Source organism: Rhizohabitans arisaemae (assembly GCF_025996515.1).
GTDB lineage: Bacteria > Actinomycetota > Actinomycetes > Streptosporangiales > Streptosporangiaceae > Rhizohabitans > Rhizohabitans arisaemae.
Genome location: NZ_BLRH01000035.1, coordinates 922,783 through 940,482, shown reverse-complemented (window position 1 = coordinate 940,482; position 17,700 = coordinate 922,783). Strand labels below are relative to the sequence as shown.

At 70.7% G+C, this 17,700-nt stretch carries 14 protein-coding genes; 11 read left to right on the top strand and 3 right to left on the bottom strand.

Translation table 11 applies throughout. The features are described 5' to 3' along the window. Positions 1–227: 227 nt before the first annotated feature. From pepN to RUR_RS26190, 6 genes are all read left to right on the top strand, one after another. Positions 228–2,801, top strand: coding sequence for an aminopeptidase N (pepN, locus tag RUR_RS26215; protein ID WP_283137853.1), 2,574 nt, complete (start codon positions 228–230; stop codon positions 2,799–2,801). A gap of 260 nt (positions 2,802–3,061) precedes the next feature. Further along, positions 3,062–4,075: a hypothetical protein gene (locus tag RUR_RS26210; protein ID WP_283137852.1), complete on the top strand. Its 1,014-nt coding sequence runs from the start codon at positions 3,062–3,064 to the stop codon at positions 4,073–4,075. Between the two features lie 328 nt (positions 4,076–4,403). Next, positions 4,404–5,141, top strand: coding sequence for a vWA domain-containing protein (locus RUR_RS26205; protein WP_283137851.1), 738 nt, complete (start codon positions 4,404–4,406; stop codon positions 5,139–5,141). Further along, complete coding sequence (locus RUR_RS26200) at positions 5,138–7,222, top strand: protein phosphatase 2C domain-containing protein (protein WP_283137850.1); 2,085 nt, start codon at positions 5,138–5,140, stop codon at positions 7,220–7,222. The genes RUR_RS26205 and RUR_RS26200 overlap by 4 nt, the downstream gene beginning before the upstream one ends. Next, entirely contained in the window at positions 7,219–8,370 is a 1,152-nt protein-coding gene (locus RUR_RS26195) for a hypothetical protein (RefSeq protein ID WP_283137849.1), read from the top strand. Before RUR_RS26200 ends, RUR_RS26195 begins: the two co-directional genes overlap by 4 nt. Next, positions 8,367–9,656 (top strand): serine/threonine-protein kinase, encoded by a 1,290-nt coding sequence (locus RUR_RS26190; protein WP_283137848.1) that lies wholly within the window; start codon positions 8,367–8,369, stop codon positions 9,654–9,656. Before RUR_RS26195 ends, RUR_RS26190 begins: the two co-directional genes overlap by 4 nt. A gap of 50 nt (positions 9,657–9,706) precedes the next feature. On the opposite strand, the gene RUR_RS26185 is transcribed toward RUR_RS26190, so the two are convergent. Continuing rightward, positions 9,707–10,069, bottom strand: coding sequence for a TPM domain-containing protein (locus tag RUR_RS26185; RefSeq protein ID WP_283137847.1), 363 nt, complete (start codon positions 10,067–10,069; stop codon positions 9,707–9,709). A gap of 1 nt (position 10,070) precedes the next feature. Next, positions 10,071–10,367 carry a hypothetical protein gene (locus RUR_RS26180; protein ID WP_283137846.1) on the bottom strand — a complete coding sequence of 99 codons (297 nt, stop codon included), beginning with the start codon at positions 10,365–10,367 and terminating at the stop codon, positions 10,071–10,073. Positions 10,368–10,689: 322 nt separating this feature from the next. Between RUR_RS26180 and RUR_RS26175 the strand changes: the two genes are divergently transcribed. The 3 genes from RUR_RS26175 (at position 10,690) to purU (ending at position 14,319) form a co-directional block, all read left to right on the top strand. Continuing rightward, the gene (locus RUR_RS26175) at positions 10,690–11,505 is read left to right on the top strand and encodes a nuclease-related domain-containing protein (RefSeq protein WP_283137845.1); all 816 of its coding nucleotides are present in this window, start codon (positions 10,690–10,692) and stop codon (positions 11,503–11,505) included. Positions 11,506–11,607: 102 nt separating this feature from the next. Next, on the top strand, positions 11,608–13,449 hold the full coding sequence (gene ilvD / locus RUR_RS26170; protein ID WP_283137844.1) for a dihydroxy-acid dehydratase: 1,842 nt from the start codon (positions 11,608–11,610) through the stop codon (positions 13,447–13,449). A gap of 27 nt (positions 13,450–13,476) precedes the next feature. After that, complete coding sequence (purU, locus tag RUR_RS26165; RefSeq protein WP_283137843.1) at positions 13,477–14,319, top strand: formyltetrahydrofolate deformylase; 843 nt, start codon at positions 13,477–13,479, stop codon at positions 14,317–14,319. 67 nt (positions 14,320–14,386) lie between these two features. Here purU and RUR_RS26160 read toward each other — a convergent pair whose 3' ends face one another. After that, positions 14,387–16,486, bottom strand: coding sequence for a prolyl oligopeptidase family serine peptidase (locus tag RUR_RS26160; protein WP_283137842.1), 2,100 nt, complete (start codon positions 16,484–16,486; stop codon positions 14,387–14,389). A gap of 389 nt (positions 16,487–16,875) precedes the next feature. On the opposite strand from RUR_RS26160, the gene RUR_RS26155 reads away from it, so the two are divergent. After that, entirely contained in the window at positions 16,876–17,385 is a 510-nt protein-coding gene (locus RUR_RS26155) for an HNH endonuclease (RefSeq protein WP_283137841.1), read from the top strand. Between the two features lie 89 nt (positions 17,386–17,474). After that, the gene (locus tag RUR_RS26150) at positions 17,475–17,690 is read left to right on the top strand and encodes an FmdB family zinc ribbon protein (protein WP_283137840.1); all 216 of its coding nucleotides are present in this window, start codon (positions 17,475–17,477) and stop codon (positions 17,688–17,690) included. Positions 17,691–17,700 lie beyond the last annotated feature (10 nt).

Below are 17,700 nucleotides of genomic sequence, written 5' to 3'. Positions count from 1 at the left end.
ACAACTGTCTCGGCTTCGACAACCCGAGCCCGTGCCGGGACTATTCCCTCGCGAACGATGATCTGATCGGGTAGAGATGGACTCGGCGGGCTCGGGGGGGCGTGGCCGTGGAGGCCGGCGCCGATACGCTTGCCGTATTTCCTGTCCTGCATGGCAGGATTCAGTCATCGTTCAGTCAACCCCACGTAAACCGTGGGCTGTCTTCGCGAAGTGCGTAAGGAGCGGATGTGGCAGGGAACCTGACCCGCGATGAGGCCCGGGAGCGGGCTCGGCTGCTCACCGTCGAGTCGTACCAGGTGGAGCTGGACCTCACCGAGGGCGAGGAGAGGTTCGAGAGTGTGACGACGGTGCGCTTCGGCTGTACGCAAGCCGGCGCGTCGACCTTCATCGACCTTGCGGGGGCAAAGATCCGCAAGGTCGTGCTGAACGGCGTCGCCTTGGACCCGGCCGCCTACGATTCGGCGAAGGGGCGGTTTCCCCTCCCCGACCTGCGGGCCGAGAACGAGCTGCGCATCGACGCGGACTGCACCTACATGCGTACCGGCGAGGGGTTGCACCGGTTCGTCGACCCGGTCGACGATCGGGTGTACCTGCACACCCAGTTCGAGACCGCCGACGCGCACCGGATGTACGCCTGTTTCGACCAGCCCGACCTGAAGTCGGTCTTCCAGCTCACCGTGATCACTCCGGCGGACTGGCAGGCCGTCTCCAACACGGCCCCCGACGAGATCGTCGAACTGCCGGCGTCCACGCTGGGCGGGCACGGCGGGCTCCAGGCGGCCAAGCGCTGGCGCTTCCCCCCGACGCAGCGCATGTCCACGTACATCACGGCGCTCGTGGCCGGTCCCTACCACGTCGTCCGGGACGAGCACGACGGCATCCCGTTGGGGATCTACTGCCGGGCCTCGCTCGCCGAGCACCTGGACGCGGACAACATCTTCGAGGTCACCCGGCAGGGGTTCGACTTCTTCCACCGCGTCTTCGACCTGCGCTACCCGTTCGGCAAGTACGATCAGCTCTTCGTGCCCGAGTTCAACGCGGGCGCGATGGAGAACGCGGGCTGCGTGACCTTCCTGGAGGACTACATCTTCCGGTCCCGGGTCACCGACGCCCTGGTGGAGCGGCGCGCCGAGACGATCCTGCACGAGATGGCGCACATGTGGTTCGGCGACCTGGTCACCATGCGCTGGTGGGACGACCTGTGGCTGAACGAGTCGTTCGCCACCTACATGTCGGTGCTCTGCCAGGCCGAGGCCACCCGGTGGGGCCAGGGCGCGTGGACGACCTTCGCCAATGTGGAGAAGGCCTGGGCCTACCGCCAGGACCAGCTGCCGAGCACCCACCCGATCGCCGCCGACATCCCCGACATGCAGGCGGTCGAGGTCAACTTCGACGGCATCACCTACGCCAAGGGCGCGAGCGTCCTCAAGCAGCTCGTCGCCTGGGTGGGCCTGGACAACTTCCTCGCCGGGGTGCGCGCCTACTTCAAGGAGCACGCCTGGGGCAACACCACGTTGCAGGACCTGATGACGCACCTGGAGCGGACGTCGGGCCGGGAGCTGTCCTCGTGGACCAAGGAGTGGCTGGAGACCTCGTGGGTCAACACGCTCCGCCCGTCCTTCGACGTAGACGAATCCGGAAATTTCACGAAGTTCGAGGTGCTGCAGGAGGCTCCGCAGGAGTACCCCACCCTCCGCTCCCACCGGGTCGCGATCGGTCTGTACGACCGGGAAAACGGCTCGCTGGTCCGGCGCACCCGGGTGGAACTGGACGTGGTCGGCGCCAAGACCCAGGTCGCCGAGCTCGTCGGGGAACGGCGGCCGGACCTGGTCCTGGTCAACGACGACGACCTCACCTACGCCAAGGTCCGCCTGGACGAGCGGTCCCTGGCCACGCTGGTGAACGGGGGCATCACCGAGTTCGCCGAGTCGCTCCCCCGCGCCCTGTGCTGGTCCGCGGCGTGGGACATGACCCGGGACGCCGAGATGGCCACCCGCGACTACATCCGGCTGGTCTGCTCCGGCATCGGGTCCGTCGCCGACATCACCGTGACCCAGACGGTGCTGCGGCAGGCGACCCTGGCCGTCCGGCAGTACACCGACCCGGCCTGGCGGGCGAAGGGGCTCGCCCTCCTCGCCGACACCCTCAGGGAGCTCGTCAAGGACGCGGCCCCGGGCTCCGACAAGCAGCTCGCCTACCTCAACGCGTTCGCGGGGGTGGCCTCCTCGGACGCCGACGTCGCCTTCCTGCGCGGCATCCTCTCGGGTGAGTCGGTCCCCGACGGGCTCACCGTCGACGCCGACCTGCGCTGGACGGTGCTGCACAGCCTCGTCTCGGCCGGCGCGGCCTCCGCCCAGGAGATCGACGACGAGCTGCGCCGGGACCCGACCGCGACCGGCGAACGCTCCGCCGGCATGTGCCGTGCCTCGCTGCCCACGCCCGAGGGCAAGGAGCGGGCCTGGCAGCAGATCATCGGAGGCACGCTGACCGGGGCGGTGCTCCGCTCCACCGTGCTCGGCTTCCTGCACCCCGGCCACGACGAGCTGCTCGCCCCGTACACGGAGAAGTACTTCGCCGAGGTGGGGCGGATCTGGTCGGAGTGGACCTTCGACACGGCGCAGACCTTCGCCACGGGCTGCTACCCCGCGCTCGCCATCGACCCGTCGACGATCGAGTCCACCGAGGGGTACCTGCGGGCCGAGGATCCGCCGCACGCCCTGCGGCGCCTGCTGATCGAGGGCGCCGACGGCGTCCGGCGCGCGCTGCGGGCCCGGGAGCGCGACCGTACGGCGACCGCCTGATCCAGGAGCCGGCGGCGGCCGGGCGGGGTATGATCCCCGCCCGGCCGCCGCCGTTTCCGGCCCGAGGGGAAGTACGGCGTACGCCCGGAACACCCGGACTTCGTGGGGTACGGGCTACGCGGGGAGGCTCATCGACGCCGGATCCGGCCGTACCGGCTCCATGCGCCCGTGATCGGGTCAACGGCCCCGCAAGCCCACCACCCCGGTTGCCCTACCTTGGGTGGATCACCCCCACCCCAGGACATGAGTAGGGTGATCGAGTGGATTCGGCTCGTGATCTCCTCGTCGCCCTGGCCCGCCGGTACTCCTTCGGCGACGTCGCCGCGCTCGCCCCGGCCCACCTGTCGAACCCCGTCAAGTCCGCCCGGGTCACCGCGCTGTGCGCCTTCGGCGAACGCCTGCTCGACCTGGACGCGGAGGACTTCGGCACCGAGATCGAGCACCCCTTCCCGGTCGCGCCCGGCGTGCCGCGGCCCGGCCGGGGCGTCGCGGTGATCCCCCGGGACCTGCAGAACCGCGCCCGGGCCTGCCACATGCCGCAGTCCGCGCGGGAGCGCCCGCGAGGGGCGCTGGCCTCGCTGCGGCCCGCCTACCGGCTGCTCCTGGAGGTGATCGAGGCCCGCTGGCGGCGGAGGGAGATGAGCGCCATGATCGCGGCGATCCACATCGCCTCGGAGTACCTCCCGCTGCTCGCGTGGGAGCCGGTGCTCGGCCACGCGGGGGATCCGGCGCGCTGGCCCGCGGAGCTCACCGCGGAGGGAAGCCGGTTCGGGGTCCTGGGCGAGCGTTCCTGCGATCACACCAAGTCCGACCAGTCCGCGGTGGCGCGGAGCCTGCGGGTCGCAATCGAGCCGCCGCTGGGCTGGCGCTCCTATCTGGACCGGCAGCACAGCCACGTCGCCCACGCGCTGGGGGTCTGTGCCTCGGCCTGCCGCCGCAAGTGCGCGGCCGTCGACTGGGTGCGGGACGACACGCTGGCCGAACGGTGCCGGGTGGCGCTCGACTTCGGGGAGAGCGCCCTGGTCCGGCTCCGCCACGCGGCCCCGGTCGGCCACGGTTTCGGGGTGCCCTCCCCCGAGGAGGTGCTGGAGGCCTGGCAGCGCAGCGTCACCTCGCTGTCGAAGTCGCCGCTGCTCGGTGAGCCGTCGGAGGCGGACGGTTTCCCGCTGGAGAGGCTGACCACGGTGTTCTCGGTGGTGGCCGGGGTCTCGATCAAGCCCGACACCCTCCTGGCCGACGTCTCGGCCTGCCTGGTGGAAGCCCTCTCCGGCTGAGCGCGCCGCGGCGGCCGTACCAGACCGGCTCTCCCGTCCGGTGGTTCCGCGGGGTCAGAATTCTGTAATCGGCCTGTCCGGTGAAATGTCGTCGAATGATGATATCCAAGAGGTCGCGGTCACTGAGAATCACACCGAGGGGGAGGAGATTCAGTGATCAACCACATTTTCTGGACAAATCGCAATAATACCGATTTTTGGTAGTCCAATATCGGTGAAGGCGCCAGTCGGGCAGCGCCTTTCGCCTATTGTGCAGACCCGAATCGAGGGCCACGGGGGCGGACCCTCTCCTGGACAATCAACCAGTTAGGTCATTGAGGCGCCCCACATGCCATACATCCCGGAACCGCTCCCCGGTTACGCGCGCCCCCGCGCATTCCCCTTCTACATCGTGTGCGACGTCTCCTATTCGATGCACGCGCCCCGCCGGGACGGCCGGCCGACCCCGCACGAGGTGCTCTCCAACTGCGTCGGCCAGCTCCTGTTCCAGCTTGAGGCGGGCGACCCCGGGGTCAGCGAGGCGGCGCACATCTGCATCGTCGCCTTCTCCGACCAGGCACAGGTGATCCTGCCGCTCACCCGGCCCTGTGACGCGGTCAGGGTTCCGGAGCTCCCCAAGGGCGGGCAGACCAACTACGCCGCCGTCTTCGACGCCCTCTTCCGGATCATCGACGCCGACTGCCGCAGGCTCCGCCAGGACTACGAGCTCAAGCAGCCCGTGGTCTTCTTCATCACCGACGGGGAGCCCTACGTCGGCGAGAGCACCCAGCCGCCGCAGGTCTGGCTCCCGCTGCGCGACCGGCTCGCCGACACCTCCTTCGGGCATCGGCCGCACATCGCCGCCATGGGGTTCGATCAGGTGACCGAGCGCTCGCTCTGCCAGATCGCCACCAAGCTCGGCGGAAGCTCCCTCGCCTACGTCGCCAAGGAGGCCATCCAGGCCACCCAGGTCTTGGAGGGCATCGCCCGCGCCGTCTCCGACAGCATCGGGATATCGGTCAGCAAGAGCGAGTTCAGCCTTCGCGTCCCCGTCGGAATGCGGCACCTCGAATGCCGGCTCCCATGACCTCCGTCCGCACGGCCGCGGCCGCGGGGCTCGCCCTCCTCACCGCCGCGGTCCTGGCGGGCTGTACGGGCGACGCGGGCCGGGCGGGGGCGCCCAAGGACGCCACGACCGCGGGCGCGCCCGCTCCGGAGAAGTCCGCCCCGCAGAAGATCGCCGTCTTCTTCTACGGCCACCCGGAGAGCAGACTGCTCGCGGAGATCTACACGGCCGTGCTGAGCGCCCGGGGCCACGACATCCTGCTGACCGAGGTCAAGCCGGACGGCGGGCCGACGGGCAAGGAGACGGCCGGCACCCCGTCCGTCGAGAGCATCAGGAAGGCCTTGACCACAGCCGGCGTCCCCGCCGTGGCCGCCGTCGACACCCTGGATCTGCTGAGCGGTCTCGGCCGGACCGTCCCGAGCACCGTCGAGAAGGTGGCGGAGGCCGTCAAAGGCACCGCCCTGAACGGCCTGCGGGTCCTCGACCCGCTCAAGGCGTCCACCCGACCGGCCTTCGTGATGCTCAGGCAGGTCGCGAAGCAGCACAACGCCTGGTCACTCGGCGACCTGACGGGGGTGAAGGCAGCCGCGGGCTGGACCGTCGGCCATGACTCGATCTTCGCACCGGAGTGGCGGGACCGGCTGAACGCCAAGCCCCACGGCCTGCGGTTCGGCACCTGGACCGCCACCTCGGATCCGGTCAAGGACTTGAAAGAGCAGCGGATACAGCTCGCGCTGATGTCGACCGCCGACCCCAGGATCGCGACGAACGACGAGCTCCTGCCGCTCGGCGACACGGAGAATGCCTCCCGCCCGAGAACCATGGTCCCCCTCGTCTCCGACAAGCTCGGCGACGACGTCAAAAAGATCGTCGACGAAGTCTCCGCCTCGCTCACCACCGCCGAGATGCACGCGATGCGGTCACCCGGCGGAGATGTGAAGGACAACGCCCGGCGCTGGGCGACGACGAACCTCCCGGCACCGGAGAAGCCCGGCACCGAAACCCGCGAACCGGCTGAACAGGACAGCGGGTTCCCCCTCTGGACACTGCTGATCCTGCTGCTGATCGCGCTGATCGGGTTGGGCGTCCTGCTGCTGCGGCTGCGGCGTACCGCCGGCCCGCCGCAGCGGGGACGACCCGCCGCCGGGCAGCCCCCGCAGGGACGCCCCGGCCCGCAGGAGCGCCCCGTCCCGCCTAACCGGCCGGAACGGACCGGCCAGGCCGACGAGCACCGGCTCACCCTCGGCCCGCCGCCGCGGCCCATCCAGGTACACCTGCCCTACGGAAGCACCTCGCGGGATTCGGGGATCGCGCTCGACGGAGGGATGATCGGCGCCACGACGGTCCGGGCGGCGAGCGTCCGGGGGCGTAAGCACGCCTTCCGCGGCGAGCCCCGGCAGGACGCGTTCGCCGTACGGCTCAGCGCGGACCGGGCGTGGGTGATCGCGGCGGTCGCCGACGGGCTGGGCAGCGCCAAGCACGCCGAACGGGCCGCCTCCTCGGCCGTACACGCCGCCGTGGAGGTGGCCGAGGACCACCTGCGGAGCAACGCCGACCCCAGCCGCTGGGACTGGCCCGCCTTCTACACCGCGATCGCGGACCGGATCCGCCGGTCGACCGGCGGGCTCGGCGAACCTCAGCCGGGGAGCAACGCCGGCGGACGGGTGCCCAGGGACTCCCCCTCCACCACCCTCACCGTCGCCGTGATCCCGGCCGGGGGCGAGGGCGAGGCGGTCTGCGCCGCCGTGGGCGACTCCCCGGCGTACTGGCTGAAGGACGGCATGTGGATTCCCGTCTTCCCCGGCAAGCAGGGTGACCTCCCGGAGAACGTCACCGCGGCGCTCCCCGCCAACCCCGAGGACTCCACGGTCCGCAGGCTCCGGTGGAAATCCGGCGACCTGCTGGTGCTGAGCAGCGACGGATTCGCCGCCGCGATGGGCGACGGGACGAGCCCGCTCGCCTCGTGGCTCGCCAAGACCTGGCGCAAACCGCCGGAGCTCCCCCTCTTCCTCCGGGAGGTCGACTTCCGGCTCTCCACCTTCGACGACGACCGGACCGTCGTGGCGCTCTGGTCCGGCCGGCACGATCTGGCGGTCACATGAGCACCGGGGCCATGGACGACGACGTCGAACTCCCCCTCCTGGTGGATCCGCTCCGGCTCGCCGACCCCGGACTGCCCGACCGGGGGCTGCGCGCGGGCGGCCAGGCCGACGACATGCGGCTGTGCACCGGGCCGGACCTGGAACAGTACGTCTACAAGCGCTACAGCGAGGACACCATCGCGGGCATGCGCGAGAAAATGCTGATCGACATGGTGCGCTGGCGGCGGGAACTGCCCGCCGAGGAGCGGGCCGAACTGGACCGGCGCTGCGCCTGGCCGGTCGCCGCGGTCGGCGGTCCCGGGTACGTCCAGGGCATCCTCATCCGGCTCGCGCCGCCGGCCATGTTCGAGCAGCACACCCTGCCCGACGGCCGGACCAGGGTCTCCCCCCGGCATCTGGACGTGCTGACCCGCGGCCCCGAGCGGGCCCGGCGGATCGGCACGACCTACTACGAGCCGCCCTACAAGCTCGCCGTGCTCGGGCAGCTGCTCAGCACCGTGAACTGGTTGCACACCCGCGGTTACGCCGTCGGTGACCTTCAGCTGCGCAACGCGGTGTTCACCGTCGACCCGCGCCCCGAGGTGTTCCTCCTCGACTGCGACTCCTGTGTCCCGCTGAGCGGTGTGGGGGCGCTCGCCCGGGTCGATCCGGAGATCTACCAGCTCCCCGAAGGCATGCAGGGCGCCGCCTTCGACGCCAACTCCGACTACTACAAGTTCGCCTGGGCGGTCGTCCGCTGCGTTCAGGAAAACGCGGAGACCTTCGCCATCGACCAGGAGGTTCTGAAGCGGGTGATGACCACCCCCTACGTCGAACTGCTCGCCGAATGCTGCCGGACCCTCCCGCCCCAGGGGACCCGGGAGCGGCTCCGGGAGGCCGCCGCGCTGTGGCCCCGGCTCGTCGCCCCCGGCCGCCTGTCGGTGAACATCGACGGGTACATCAAGGAGCCCTGGCCGCCCGGGCGGTCCGCGGTCGTCGCCAAGCCGCCGATCACGGCGTCCCGGCCGCAGGCCACGATACCGGCGCCACGGATCCCGGCCGAGCGGGCGACCGAGCGGACACCCGCCCAGCGCAGGGCCACCGTGATCGTCCTCGCTCTCATGGTCTTCGTGGTCATCCTGATCGTCGTCACGGTGTTGAACGCATGAGCCACTTCGAACCCCTTACCCCCGGCGACCCGCGGCGCATCGGGCCGTATCTGATCATGGGGAAGCTCGGGGAGGGAGGCCAGGGGCTGGTGTACCTCGCTCAGGCCCCCGGAGGCGAACGCGTGGCGGTGAAGGTGCTCCGCGCCGGATGGGCGAGCGAGACGGACGCCCGCCGCCGCTTCACCGAGGAGCTGGCCGCGGCCCGGCGGGTCCGGCACGCCTATACGGCCGCCGTGCTCGACGCCGACGTGGACGGGCACGTCCCGTACATCGTCAGCGAGTACGTCCAGGGACCGTCGCTGCAGCGGGCGGTGGACGAGCGGGGCCCCTACACCGGCCCCGCCCTGGAACGCCTGACGATCTCGCTGGCCACCGCGCTCGCCACCATCCACGACGCCCGGGTGATCCACCGGGACTTCAAGCCCGGCAACGTCCTGATCGGCCCGGACGGGCCCCGGGTGGTCGACTTCGGCATCGCCCGGGCGGTGGAGACCACACTGGGCCCGACGACCAGGCTCCTCGGCACCCCGCTCTACATGGCGCCCGAGCAGTTCGAGGTCGGCTCGGTCGGCACGGCCGCCGACGTCTACGCCTGGGCCGCGACCGTGGTCTTCTCGGCCACCGGCCGGACCCTGTTCGGCAGCGTCCCGTTGAACGCCCTCCCGCACCACATCCTCAACACCGCACCCGACCTGAGCGGGGTACCCGCGGCGCTGCGGCCCGTCGTCGAACGCTGCCTCAGCAAGGACCCCGCGCTCCGGCCGACCGCGTTCCACCTTCTGCAGGCCCTGGTCTCCCCGGATCCCACGCCGGAGCGCCTCCGGACGGCGCCGCCGGCCCGGCCCACACCGACCCTCGTCCTGCCGGACGGGCTCCACCCGGAGGCGACCCCGCCGGAACGGAACCCCTCGGCCCGGATCCCGCCCGCACGTCCGCCCGTTCCGGCCGGGCCGGTTCCGGTCCCCGCGCCGGGGGGAGACGAGACGCCTCCGCTCCACCTCACGGTGGGCCGGACCCGGCACCTCCTCACCGGGAACGACCCGCACACGGTGGGCGGGCCCGGCTGCACGATCGAGGCGGGCGGGACGGGGATCCTGCTCTACATCAGGTACCGGGGCGCCTGGCGGGTCAACATCCGGATGCCGGGCGCGATGGTCGAGGCGGTGAACGCCCAGCTCACCGGGTTCATGGTCCACCTGGACCGGCCGGGCGCGCGGTGCACGGTCCGCGGCGAGGCCGGGGGAACCCACCTGGAGTTCCGGCTCTCCCTGGACCCCGCGGACTGAGCGGATCCGCCTGCGGGCGACGCCGGGCCGCCCGCAGGCCGTACCGGACCTCAGCTGTGCGTGGCGTACTCGGTGAGCATCTCGATGCCCTGGACGAGGCCGCCGTCGTAGTCCCCGGCGCTGAAGGCCGTGACCATCGCCATCGCGGCGAGGCGGCACTGCCCGTCGGTGACCCGCCCGCGGATCAGCGCGCCCGTGACGATCTCCAGCGCGTGCGTCCCGGGGTCGACGAAGACGAGAACGGCGCGGGGGGCCTGCTCGTCGCCGAGCGCGGCGTGCAGCCGCTCGGCGTAGTCGCGCGCGCGCCCCTGGGCGGAGCCCATGAAGACGGCCACCCGCAGGTCCGCCCGGAGCGCGGCGTGCCGGATGGCGGTACGGACGTCGTCGGCCTGCGGAGAGGTCAGGATCGGCATGTCACCACCCCGCCGACGCGCCGCCGGTGCCCCGGGCGGGCTCCGCGGTCCTGGCGAGTTCGGTCCAGTCGGCCGTGCCGCCGGCCGCCCAGTGCGCGGGGCGGTCGGTGAGGACGAGCCTGGAGGTGCCGACGCCTTCCTCCGCACCGCCCGGGCCGTTGAACCAGAGCGGCAGGGAACCCACCCGTGATTCCTGGGAGCGCTTCAGCGTGGGGGCGACCACGAGAAGACCGATCACTATGAACATCCCTCCGGACACCGCGATCAGTATCCCGAGGATCTCGATCCCGCTGACCATGATGTCAACGTAATCTTCCGGGCGGACCCTGACCAGAGGGGTGAGGGCTGTCTCCCGCAAATTCCCACTAAACTCTCCCAGCCGAACGAATGGATGTTCGATAGCCGAGAAGGAAAACGGTGACGGAGCGGAGTCACATCAAGAAATCCCGGCCCTCGGGCACCGACGGTCGCCGAGTTTGGCGTAACCTGCACCAGGGAACGGAGAAAAGGGAACGTAATAATACCCGTATTCCACCCGGGTGAACCGGAACAACACGGCGATAAAAGTATGAACTACACAACACTAGGCAGGTAACCGCGCGTCAACTACCTTGCCTCGTGTGGATTCTGCGAACACCCCGGAAGACGCCAACGCGCAATCCCCGATCTGGGTGAGCGAGCGACCTCCCCGGGCAGGCACCCCGGACGTCGAGGAGACCACGACCTACGCTCCCGTGGAGCGGGCGTCCCTCAAAGGGTTCCTGCAGCAACCGGAGTACGCCCACTGGCGACGGCGTCTCATCGTCTCGCTGGGGGCGGCCGTCCTGTTCACGATCCTGCTCAACTGGCGGGTCGGTCTCACCGCCGCGGTGATCGCGGCGATCGCCGACACCGTCTACCGCGCCCGCACCGTCTCGTCGGTCTCGGCGTGGCGCCGGGCCTCGGTGGCGGAACGGCGGACCGAGGCGCAGCTGCGCCGGCTGGAGCGGAACGGGTACTACTCCCTCCACGCCCGGGCGCTGCCCGACAGCGACGCGCAGATCGACCACCTCGTGGTGGGGCCCACCGGCATCTACGCCGTGGACTCCGAGAAGTGGGACAAGCGCCTGCCGGTCCGCGCGATGTCGCACCGCAAGCTCTTCCACGGCCCCTTCAACCAGAAGGCGCGGCTGGACGAGGCCAACTGGGAGGCCAGCACCGCGGCCAAGCTGATCAGCGACGAACTCGGGCGTGAGATCACGGTCGTCCCGTCGCTGGCCATCTACGGTCCCTCCATCCCGTGGAAGGTCCTCAACATCAGGGAAGTCGACGTCTTCGACGGGAGCAGGGTCCGGAGCTGGATCACCAAGCGGGAGAAGTGCCTCACCCCGGCCGACGTCCAGGAGATCGCCGAGGCCGCCGAAGCGGTCCTGCCGACCCGGTATCCGCCCAGCTGACGACGGCCCGGCCGGGCCCGGGAAGGCCGCGTTGATTGTGCGCGGGCAGGACGTGACCCGTACCATCTAGAGACGTAGGTCTCGCGATGGGAGCGCACCGATATGCCCACCCTCAGGTCCCGTACCGTCACGCACGGCAGGAACATGGCCGGTGCCCGGGCACTGCTCAGGGCCACCGGTGTGGCGGGGACCGACTTCGGCAAGCCGATCGTCGCCGTCGCCAATAGCTTTACCCAGTTTGTACCGGGTCATGTGCACCTGCGGGAGGTCGCCGCGGTCGTCGCCGACTCGGTCCGGGAAGCCGGCGGCATCCCCCGCGAGTTCAACACGATCGCGGTCGACGACGGCATCGCGATGGGGCACGGAGGCATGCTCTACTCCCTCCCCTCGCGCGAGCTCATCGCCGACGCGGTCGAGTACATGGTCAACGCGCACTGCGCCGACGCCCTCGTCTGCGTCTCCAACTGCGACAAGATCACACCGGGCATGCTGCTGGCCGCGCTCCGGCTCAACATCCCCACGGTCTTCGTCTCCGGCGGGCCCATGGAGGCGGGCAAGGGGACCGCGGGCCGCAAGCTCGACCTCATCGACCCGATGATCGCCGCCGCCGATGAGAGCGTCTCCGACGCCGAGCTCCTGGAGATGGAGGAGAGCGCCTGCCCGACCTGCGGCTCCTGCTCCGGCATGTTCACCGCGAACTCCATGAACTGCCTGGTCGAGGCGCTCGGGCTCGCCCTGCCCGGGAACGGCACGACCCTGGCCACCCACGTCGCGCGCAAGCGGCTGTACCAGGACGCGGGCCGGGCCGTCGTCGACCTGTGCCGCCGCTACTACGACGAGGACGACGCCTCGGTCCTGCCGCTGTCCATCGCGACCCACGACGCGTTCGCCAACGCCATGGCCCTCGACGTCGCCATGGGCGGCTCCACCAACACGATCCTGCACCTGCTCGCCGCCGCCCGGGAGGCCGGCGTCGACTTCGGGCTGAAGGAGATCAACGAGATCTCCCTGCGGGTCCCCTGCCTGTGCAAGCTCGCCCCCGCCACCGCCAAGTACCACGTGGAGGACGCGCACCGCGCGGGCGGCATCCCCGCCATCCTCGGCGAGCTCGACCGGGCGGGTCTGCTCATCCGCAGCGTGCACAGCATCCACAGCGACTCCTTCCCCGAGTACCTCGCGGCCTGGGACGTCCGGTCGCCCACCGCCTCCCCGGAGGCGACGGAGCTGTGGCACGCCGCCCCCGGCGGGGTGCGGACCACGCAGGGCGCCTCGCAGAACGCCCGGTGGGAGGAGCTCGACCTCGACCGCGAGCAGGGCTGCATCCGGGACCACGAGCACGCCTACACCCGCGACGGAGGCCTGGCGGTGCTCTACGGCAACCTCGCCCCCGACGGCTGCATCGTCAAGACGGCCGGGGTCGAGGAGTCGCTCTGGCGGTTCACCGGCACCGCCCGGGTCTTCGAATCCCAGGAGAGCGCCGTCGAGGGGATCCTCGGCAACAAGGTCAAGCCGGGCGACGTGGTCGTCATCCGCTACGAGGGACCCAAGGGCGGCCCCGGCATGCAGGAGATGCTCTACCCCACCTCCTTCCTGAAGGGGCGCGGCCTCGGCAAGGCGTGCGCGCTCATCACCGACGGGCGTTTCTCCGGCGGCACCTCCGGGCTCTCCATCGGCCACGCCTCCCCCGAGGCCGCGGAGGGCGGGATCATCGCCCTGGTCGAGGACGGCGACACGATCGAGATCGACATCCCGGGGCGTTCCATCAACCTCGCGGTGGCCGACTCCGAGCTCGCGCTCCGGCGCACCCGGCTGCTCGCGGAGCTCGGCGGGTACCGTCCGCGGGACCGCGACCGTCCGGTGAGCGCCGCGCTGCAGGCCTACGCCGCGTTGACGACGTCGGCCTCCACGGGCGCCTCCCGCGACCTGAGCCAGCTCGCCCGCTGACCGTCCTAGCCACGTTGAGGGCCTCGTATGAGTAGATTCGTGCTGACCTTGTCCTGTCCCGACCGGCCCGGGGTGGTGGCCGCCGTCTCCGGGGCCCTCGCCGAGTACGGATGCAACATCGCCGAAAGCCAGCAGTACGGCGACCCGTACGAGGCCCGCTTCTTCATGCGGGTCGAGTTCACCGGGGGCGACGCCGACGGGTTTCGTACGGCGTTCGCGGCCCTGGCCCCCGAGTTCTCCATGGAGTGGGAGCTCCACGACAAGGCGATCAAGCCTCGGGTGCTCGTCATGGTGAGCAGGCTCGGGCACTGCCTCAACGACCTGCTCTACCGGGTGCGCAGCGGCCTGCTCGACATCGAGGTGGTCGCCGTCGTCTCCAACCACCCGGACCTGCGGCCGCTCACCCAGTCCTACGGCATCGACTACCACCACCTCCCGGTCGCGCCCGAGACCAAGGGCACGCAGGAGAACGAGATCCTCACCCTGGTCAACCACTACCAGGCGGACCTGGTGGTGCTCGCCCGGTACATGCAGATCCTCTCCGAGAACCTCTGCGCGAAGCTCTCCGGCAAGGTGATCAACATCCATCACTCCGCGCTCCCCTCGTTCAAGGGCGCGCGCCCGTACCACCAGGCCCACTCACGGGGTGTGAAGCTCATCGGCGCGACGGCGCACTACGTCACCTCCGACCTCGACGAAGGGCCGATCATCGAGCAGGAGGTCGCCCGGGTGGACCACACCCACGACCCGGACCGGCTCGCCGCCGTCGGCCGGGACCTGGAGTGCCTGGCCCTCGCCCGCGCCGTGCGCTGGCACACCGACCGGCGCGTCCTGCTCAACGGCGGGCGCACCGTCGTCTTCCGCTCCTGATTCGCATCCGTCCGGGCCGGACCACCGAGGCCGCGCCGTCGGCATGCCCCGGTGGTCCCGTACCCGTCTAGGCGGGGTCCGGCGGGGTCAGCCCGGTCTGAGCGGCCAGGAAGCCGAGGACGTCCGCGGAGAGGTCCACCGAACGGCTCACCGAGCGGGCCCCGTGGCCCACCTCGGTCTCCCGGCGGAGCAGGACCGGCCGGTCGGCGGACTGGGCGTGCTGGAGCGCGGCGCACATCTTGCGGGCGTGCAACGGGTCGACCCGCGTGTCGGAGTCGAAGACGGTGAACAGCACCGCGGGGTAGGCCACCCCCTCCTGAACGTGATGGTACGGGGAGTAGCCGCGCAACCAGGCGAACTCCGCCGGATCGTCCGCGGAGCCGTACTCCACGTTCCAGCTCTGGCCGAGGCCAAACCGCTCGTAGCGGATCATGTCCAGCAGCGGTGCCGAGCAGGACACCGCCGCGAAGAGGTCGGGGCGCTGGGTGAGCGCGGCACCCACCAGGAGGCCGCCGTTGGAGCCGCCGGAGACGGCCAGGCGGTCCGGGGTGGTCCACCCGCCGGCGACGAGCCGCTCCGCCGCCGCGTGGAAGTCGTCGAAGACGTTCTGCTTGGCGCCGAGCATGCCCGCCCGGTGCCAGTCCTCGCCCTCCTCGCCGCCCCCGCGCAGCTGGGCGATGGCGTAGACACCGCCTGCCTCGACCCAGGCGAGGACGGCCGCCGAGAAGGCGGGCGTAAGGGAGATCCCGAAACCCCCGTACCCGTACAGAATCGTCGGCCTGGGTGTTTCAGGGGCCCCGCCGCCTCCACCGGAGGAGACGATCAGCATCCGTACCGTGGTCCCGTCCTTGGAGGTGTACTCCACCTGCTCGGTGGTGACGGACGGGATCTCGGCGGTGCCGGGCGCGGAGGCCCACAGCGTCGTCTGGCCGGTCCTGGCGTCGTATCGGTGCACGGTGCCCGGCGTGGTGTGGTCGGTGTAGCCGAACCAGGCCTCGTGGCCGCCCTCCGGGCGTTCGGAGATCCCGCCGATCGAGCCCAGGCCCGGCAGGGGGACCGTGCCGATCCGCTCCCCGGTCTCCAGGCTGTGCACCGTGATCTCGCTCACCGCGTGCCGGGTCCAGCCGACCAGGAGCACTGCGGGTTCCAGGTCGTCCAGGATCGCGTGGTCCTGGAGCACCGCGGCGGGGTCCTCGGGGACGAGGTCACGCCAGTTCGACGCGTCCGGGGTGGCGGGGTCCGTCACGCACAGCCGGCCGCGGGGCGCGTCCCGGTCGGTCCGGAGGTACAGCCGCCCGTCCCGTCCCACCTGGCCGCCGGTCTGGGCGTCCACCCCCTCCTGGACGACGATCAGCTCGGGTGCGTGCGGCGGGGACGCGGTCAGGTCGGCGATCCAGAGGTCGTCGCGGGGGGCGGTCCCCCTCGTCGCGCTGATCAGCAGATGACGTCCGTCCCGGCTGACCGAGACCCCGTAGTAGTTGGTCTTCTCCAGGCCCTCGCCGAAGACCTGGACGTCGCTCCCTTCGGGGGTCCCGACCCGATGGAGGTAGACCCGGCGGTGGTACTGCTCCTCGCCCGCCGGGACCGCCTCGGCGGGGAGGCTCCGGACGTAGTAGAAGGCCTCGCCGCCGGGAAGCCAGGCGACCGGAGAGTAGCGGCACCGGTCGATCGGGCCTTCGATCACGGCCCCGGTGATGACGTCCATCACGTGCAGGAGGGAGTTCTCGTCACCGCCCACGGAGATCTGATAGGAGAGAAGCCGCCCTTCCTTGTCCACCGACCAGGTGTCGAGTGTGGTGAGCCCGCTGGGATCGATCTCCATCGGGTCGAGCAGGGCGCGCTCCTGCCCTTCCGGGGAGACGGTGTAGAGCACCGCGTGCTCCTGGTCGGGGTCCCGCCGGGTGAAGAACCGCCGCTTCCCCCGCCAGACGGGCGTGCCGACCGAGCCGGTACGGGTCAGCTCGGCGACCCGCTCCCGGAAGGCCCCGACACCCGCGAAGTCGACGCTCGCGGTGGTGAAGAGCGCGTCCTGGGCGGTGAGCCAGCCTTGGGTGTCAGGGGAGTCCGGATCCTCGAGCCATCGGTAGGGGTCGGCTATCCGGGCGCCGTGCACCTCCTCGACGAGGTCCTGGCGGGGCGCGGATGGGTACGGGTGTCGCGGCGTCATGTGAGGCACTCTAAGGCCTCGGTTCACGGCGCACCGGACGTCTTCTCGCTCGCCACCCCAGCACCAAAAAAGACACTAAGGCCCTTTAGGGCATCTTTCCCTCCACAGAGTGTATTAAACTGCTAAAGCGGCTATAAAGCAGCCAGAGGGTCCGCCCGTCACACCGGCCGAGGCGTTATGGGGTGGCGAGAGGGCCGCATCAAACGCCACACTTAACCAGGACGGCCGCTGCGGCAAGGGTCCGCAGGGCTTCCGGCGGAGGTCCTCGTGACGGATGCGCCCGGGCCGCTTGACAGCGGCCGACAAACCGGGTCGCGCCCCGGTGAAATCACCGACGCGACCCATGATTGTGCCAAGTGTGCCTGGACGACCCCGGCGGGGGTCGAGTGATGCGCCAGGTTCTGTTGTTGAACGCCACCTACGAGCCGCTGACGACGCTCTCCCTGCGCCGTGCCGTCGTGCTCATCTTGAGGGACAAGGCCGACGTCGTTCATCGCGATCAGCGAGGTACGGTCCTGCACTCGGCGACACAGGTGATCGACGTGCCGTCGGTCATCCGGTTACGCCGGTACGTGAAAATCCCTTTTCGGTCCCGTGTCCCCCTGACCCGCGCCGCGCTCATGCGGCGCGACGACTATCTCTGCGCCTACTGTGGTCACCGCGCCGAGACGATCGACCATGTGGTGCCACGCTCCCGAGGGGGTACCCACACCTGGGAGAACTGCGTGGCCTCCTGCATGTCCTGCAACCATCGCAAGGCTGACAGATTGCTGGAAGAGCTCGGATGGGCCCTGCCCTTCGCCCCCGTCGTCCCCCGGGGTGCGCACTGGCGGCTCATCGGCTCGCACTACGACAGCGACCCGCTCTGGGCGCCCTATCTCTCGCGATCGGCCGCGTGAGACGGTGACCCCGGTGCCGTCGGCGATCTCTCGTCGCCGCGGCGCCGGGACCTGTACCCACCCGATGGGTCGCCCCGTACGCTAGGCACATGCCGCGATACGACTACCGCTGCCGCGCCTGCGGAGCCACCTTCGAGCAGAACCGTCCCATGGCCGAGGCGAACGATCCGACCGTCTGCCCCGGGGGACACGACGACACCGTCAAACTTCTCTCCACCGTGGCCGTGACCGGCCGCGGCGGGAGCGACCCCGCGCCGCGCGGAGGTTCCGGCGGAGGATGCTGCGGAGGCGGCTGCTGCGGCTGAGACCCCTCCC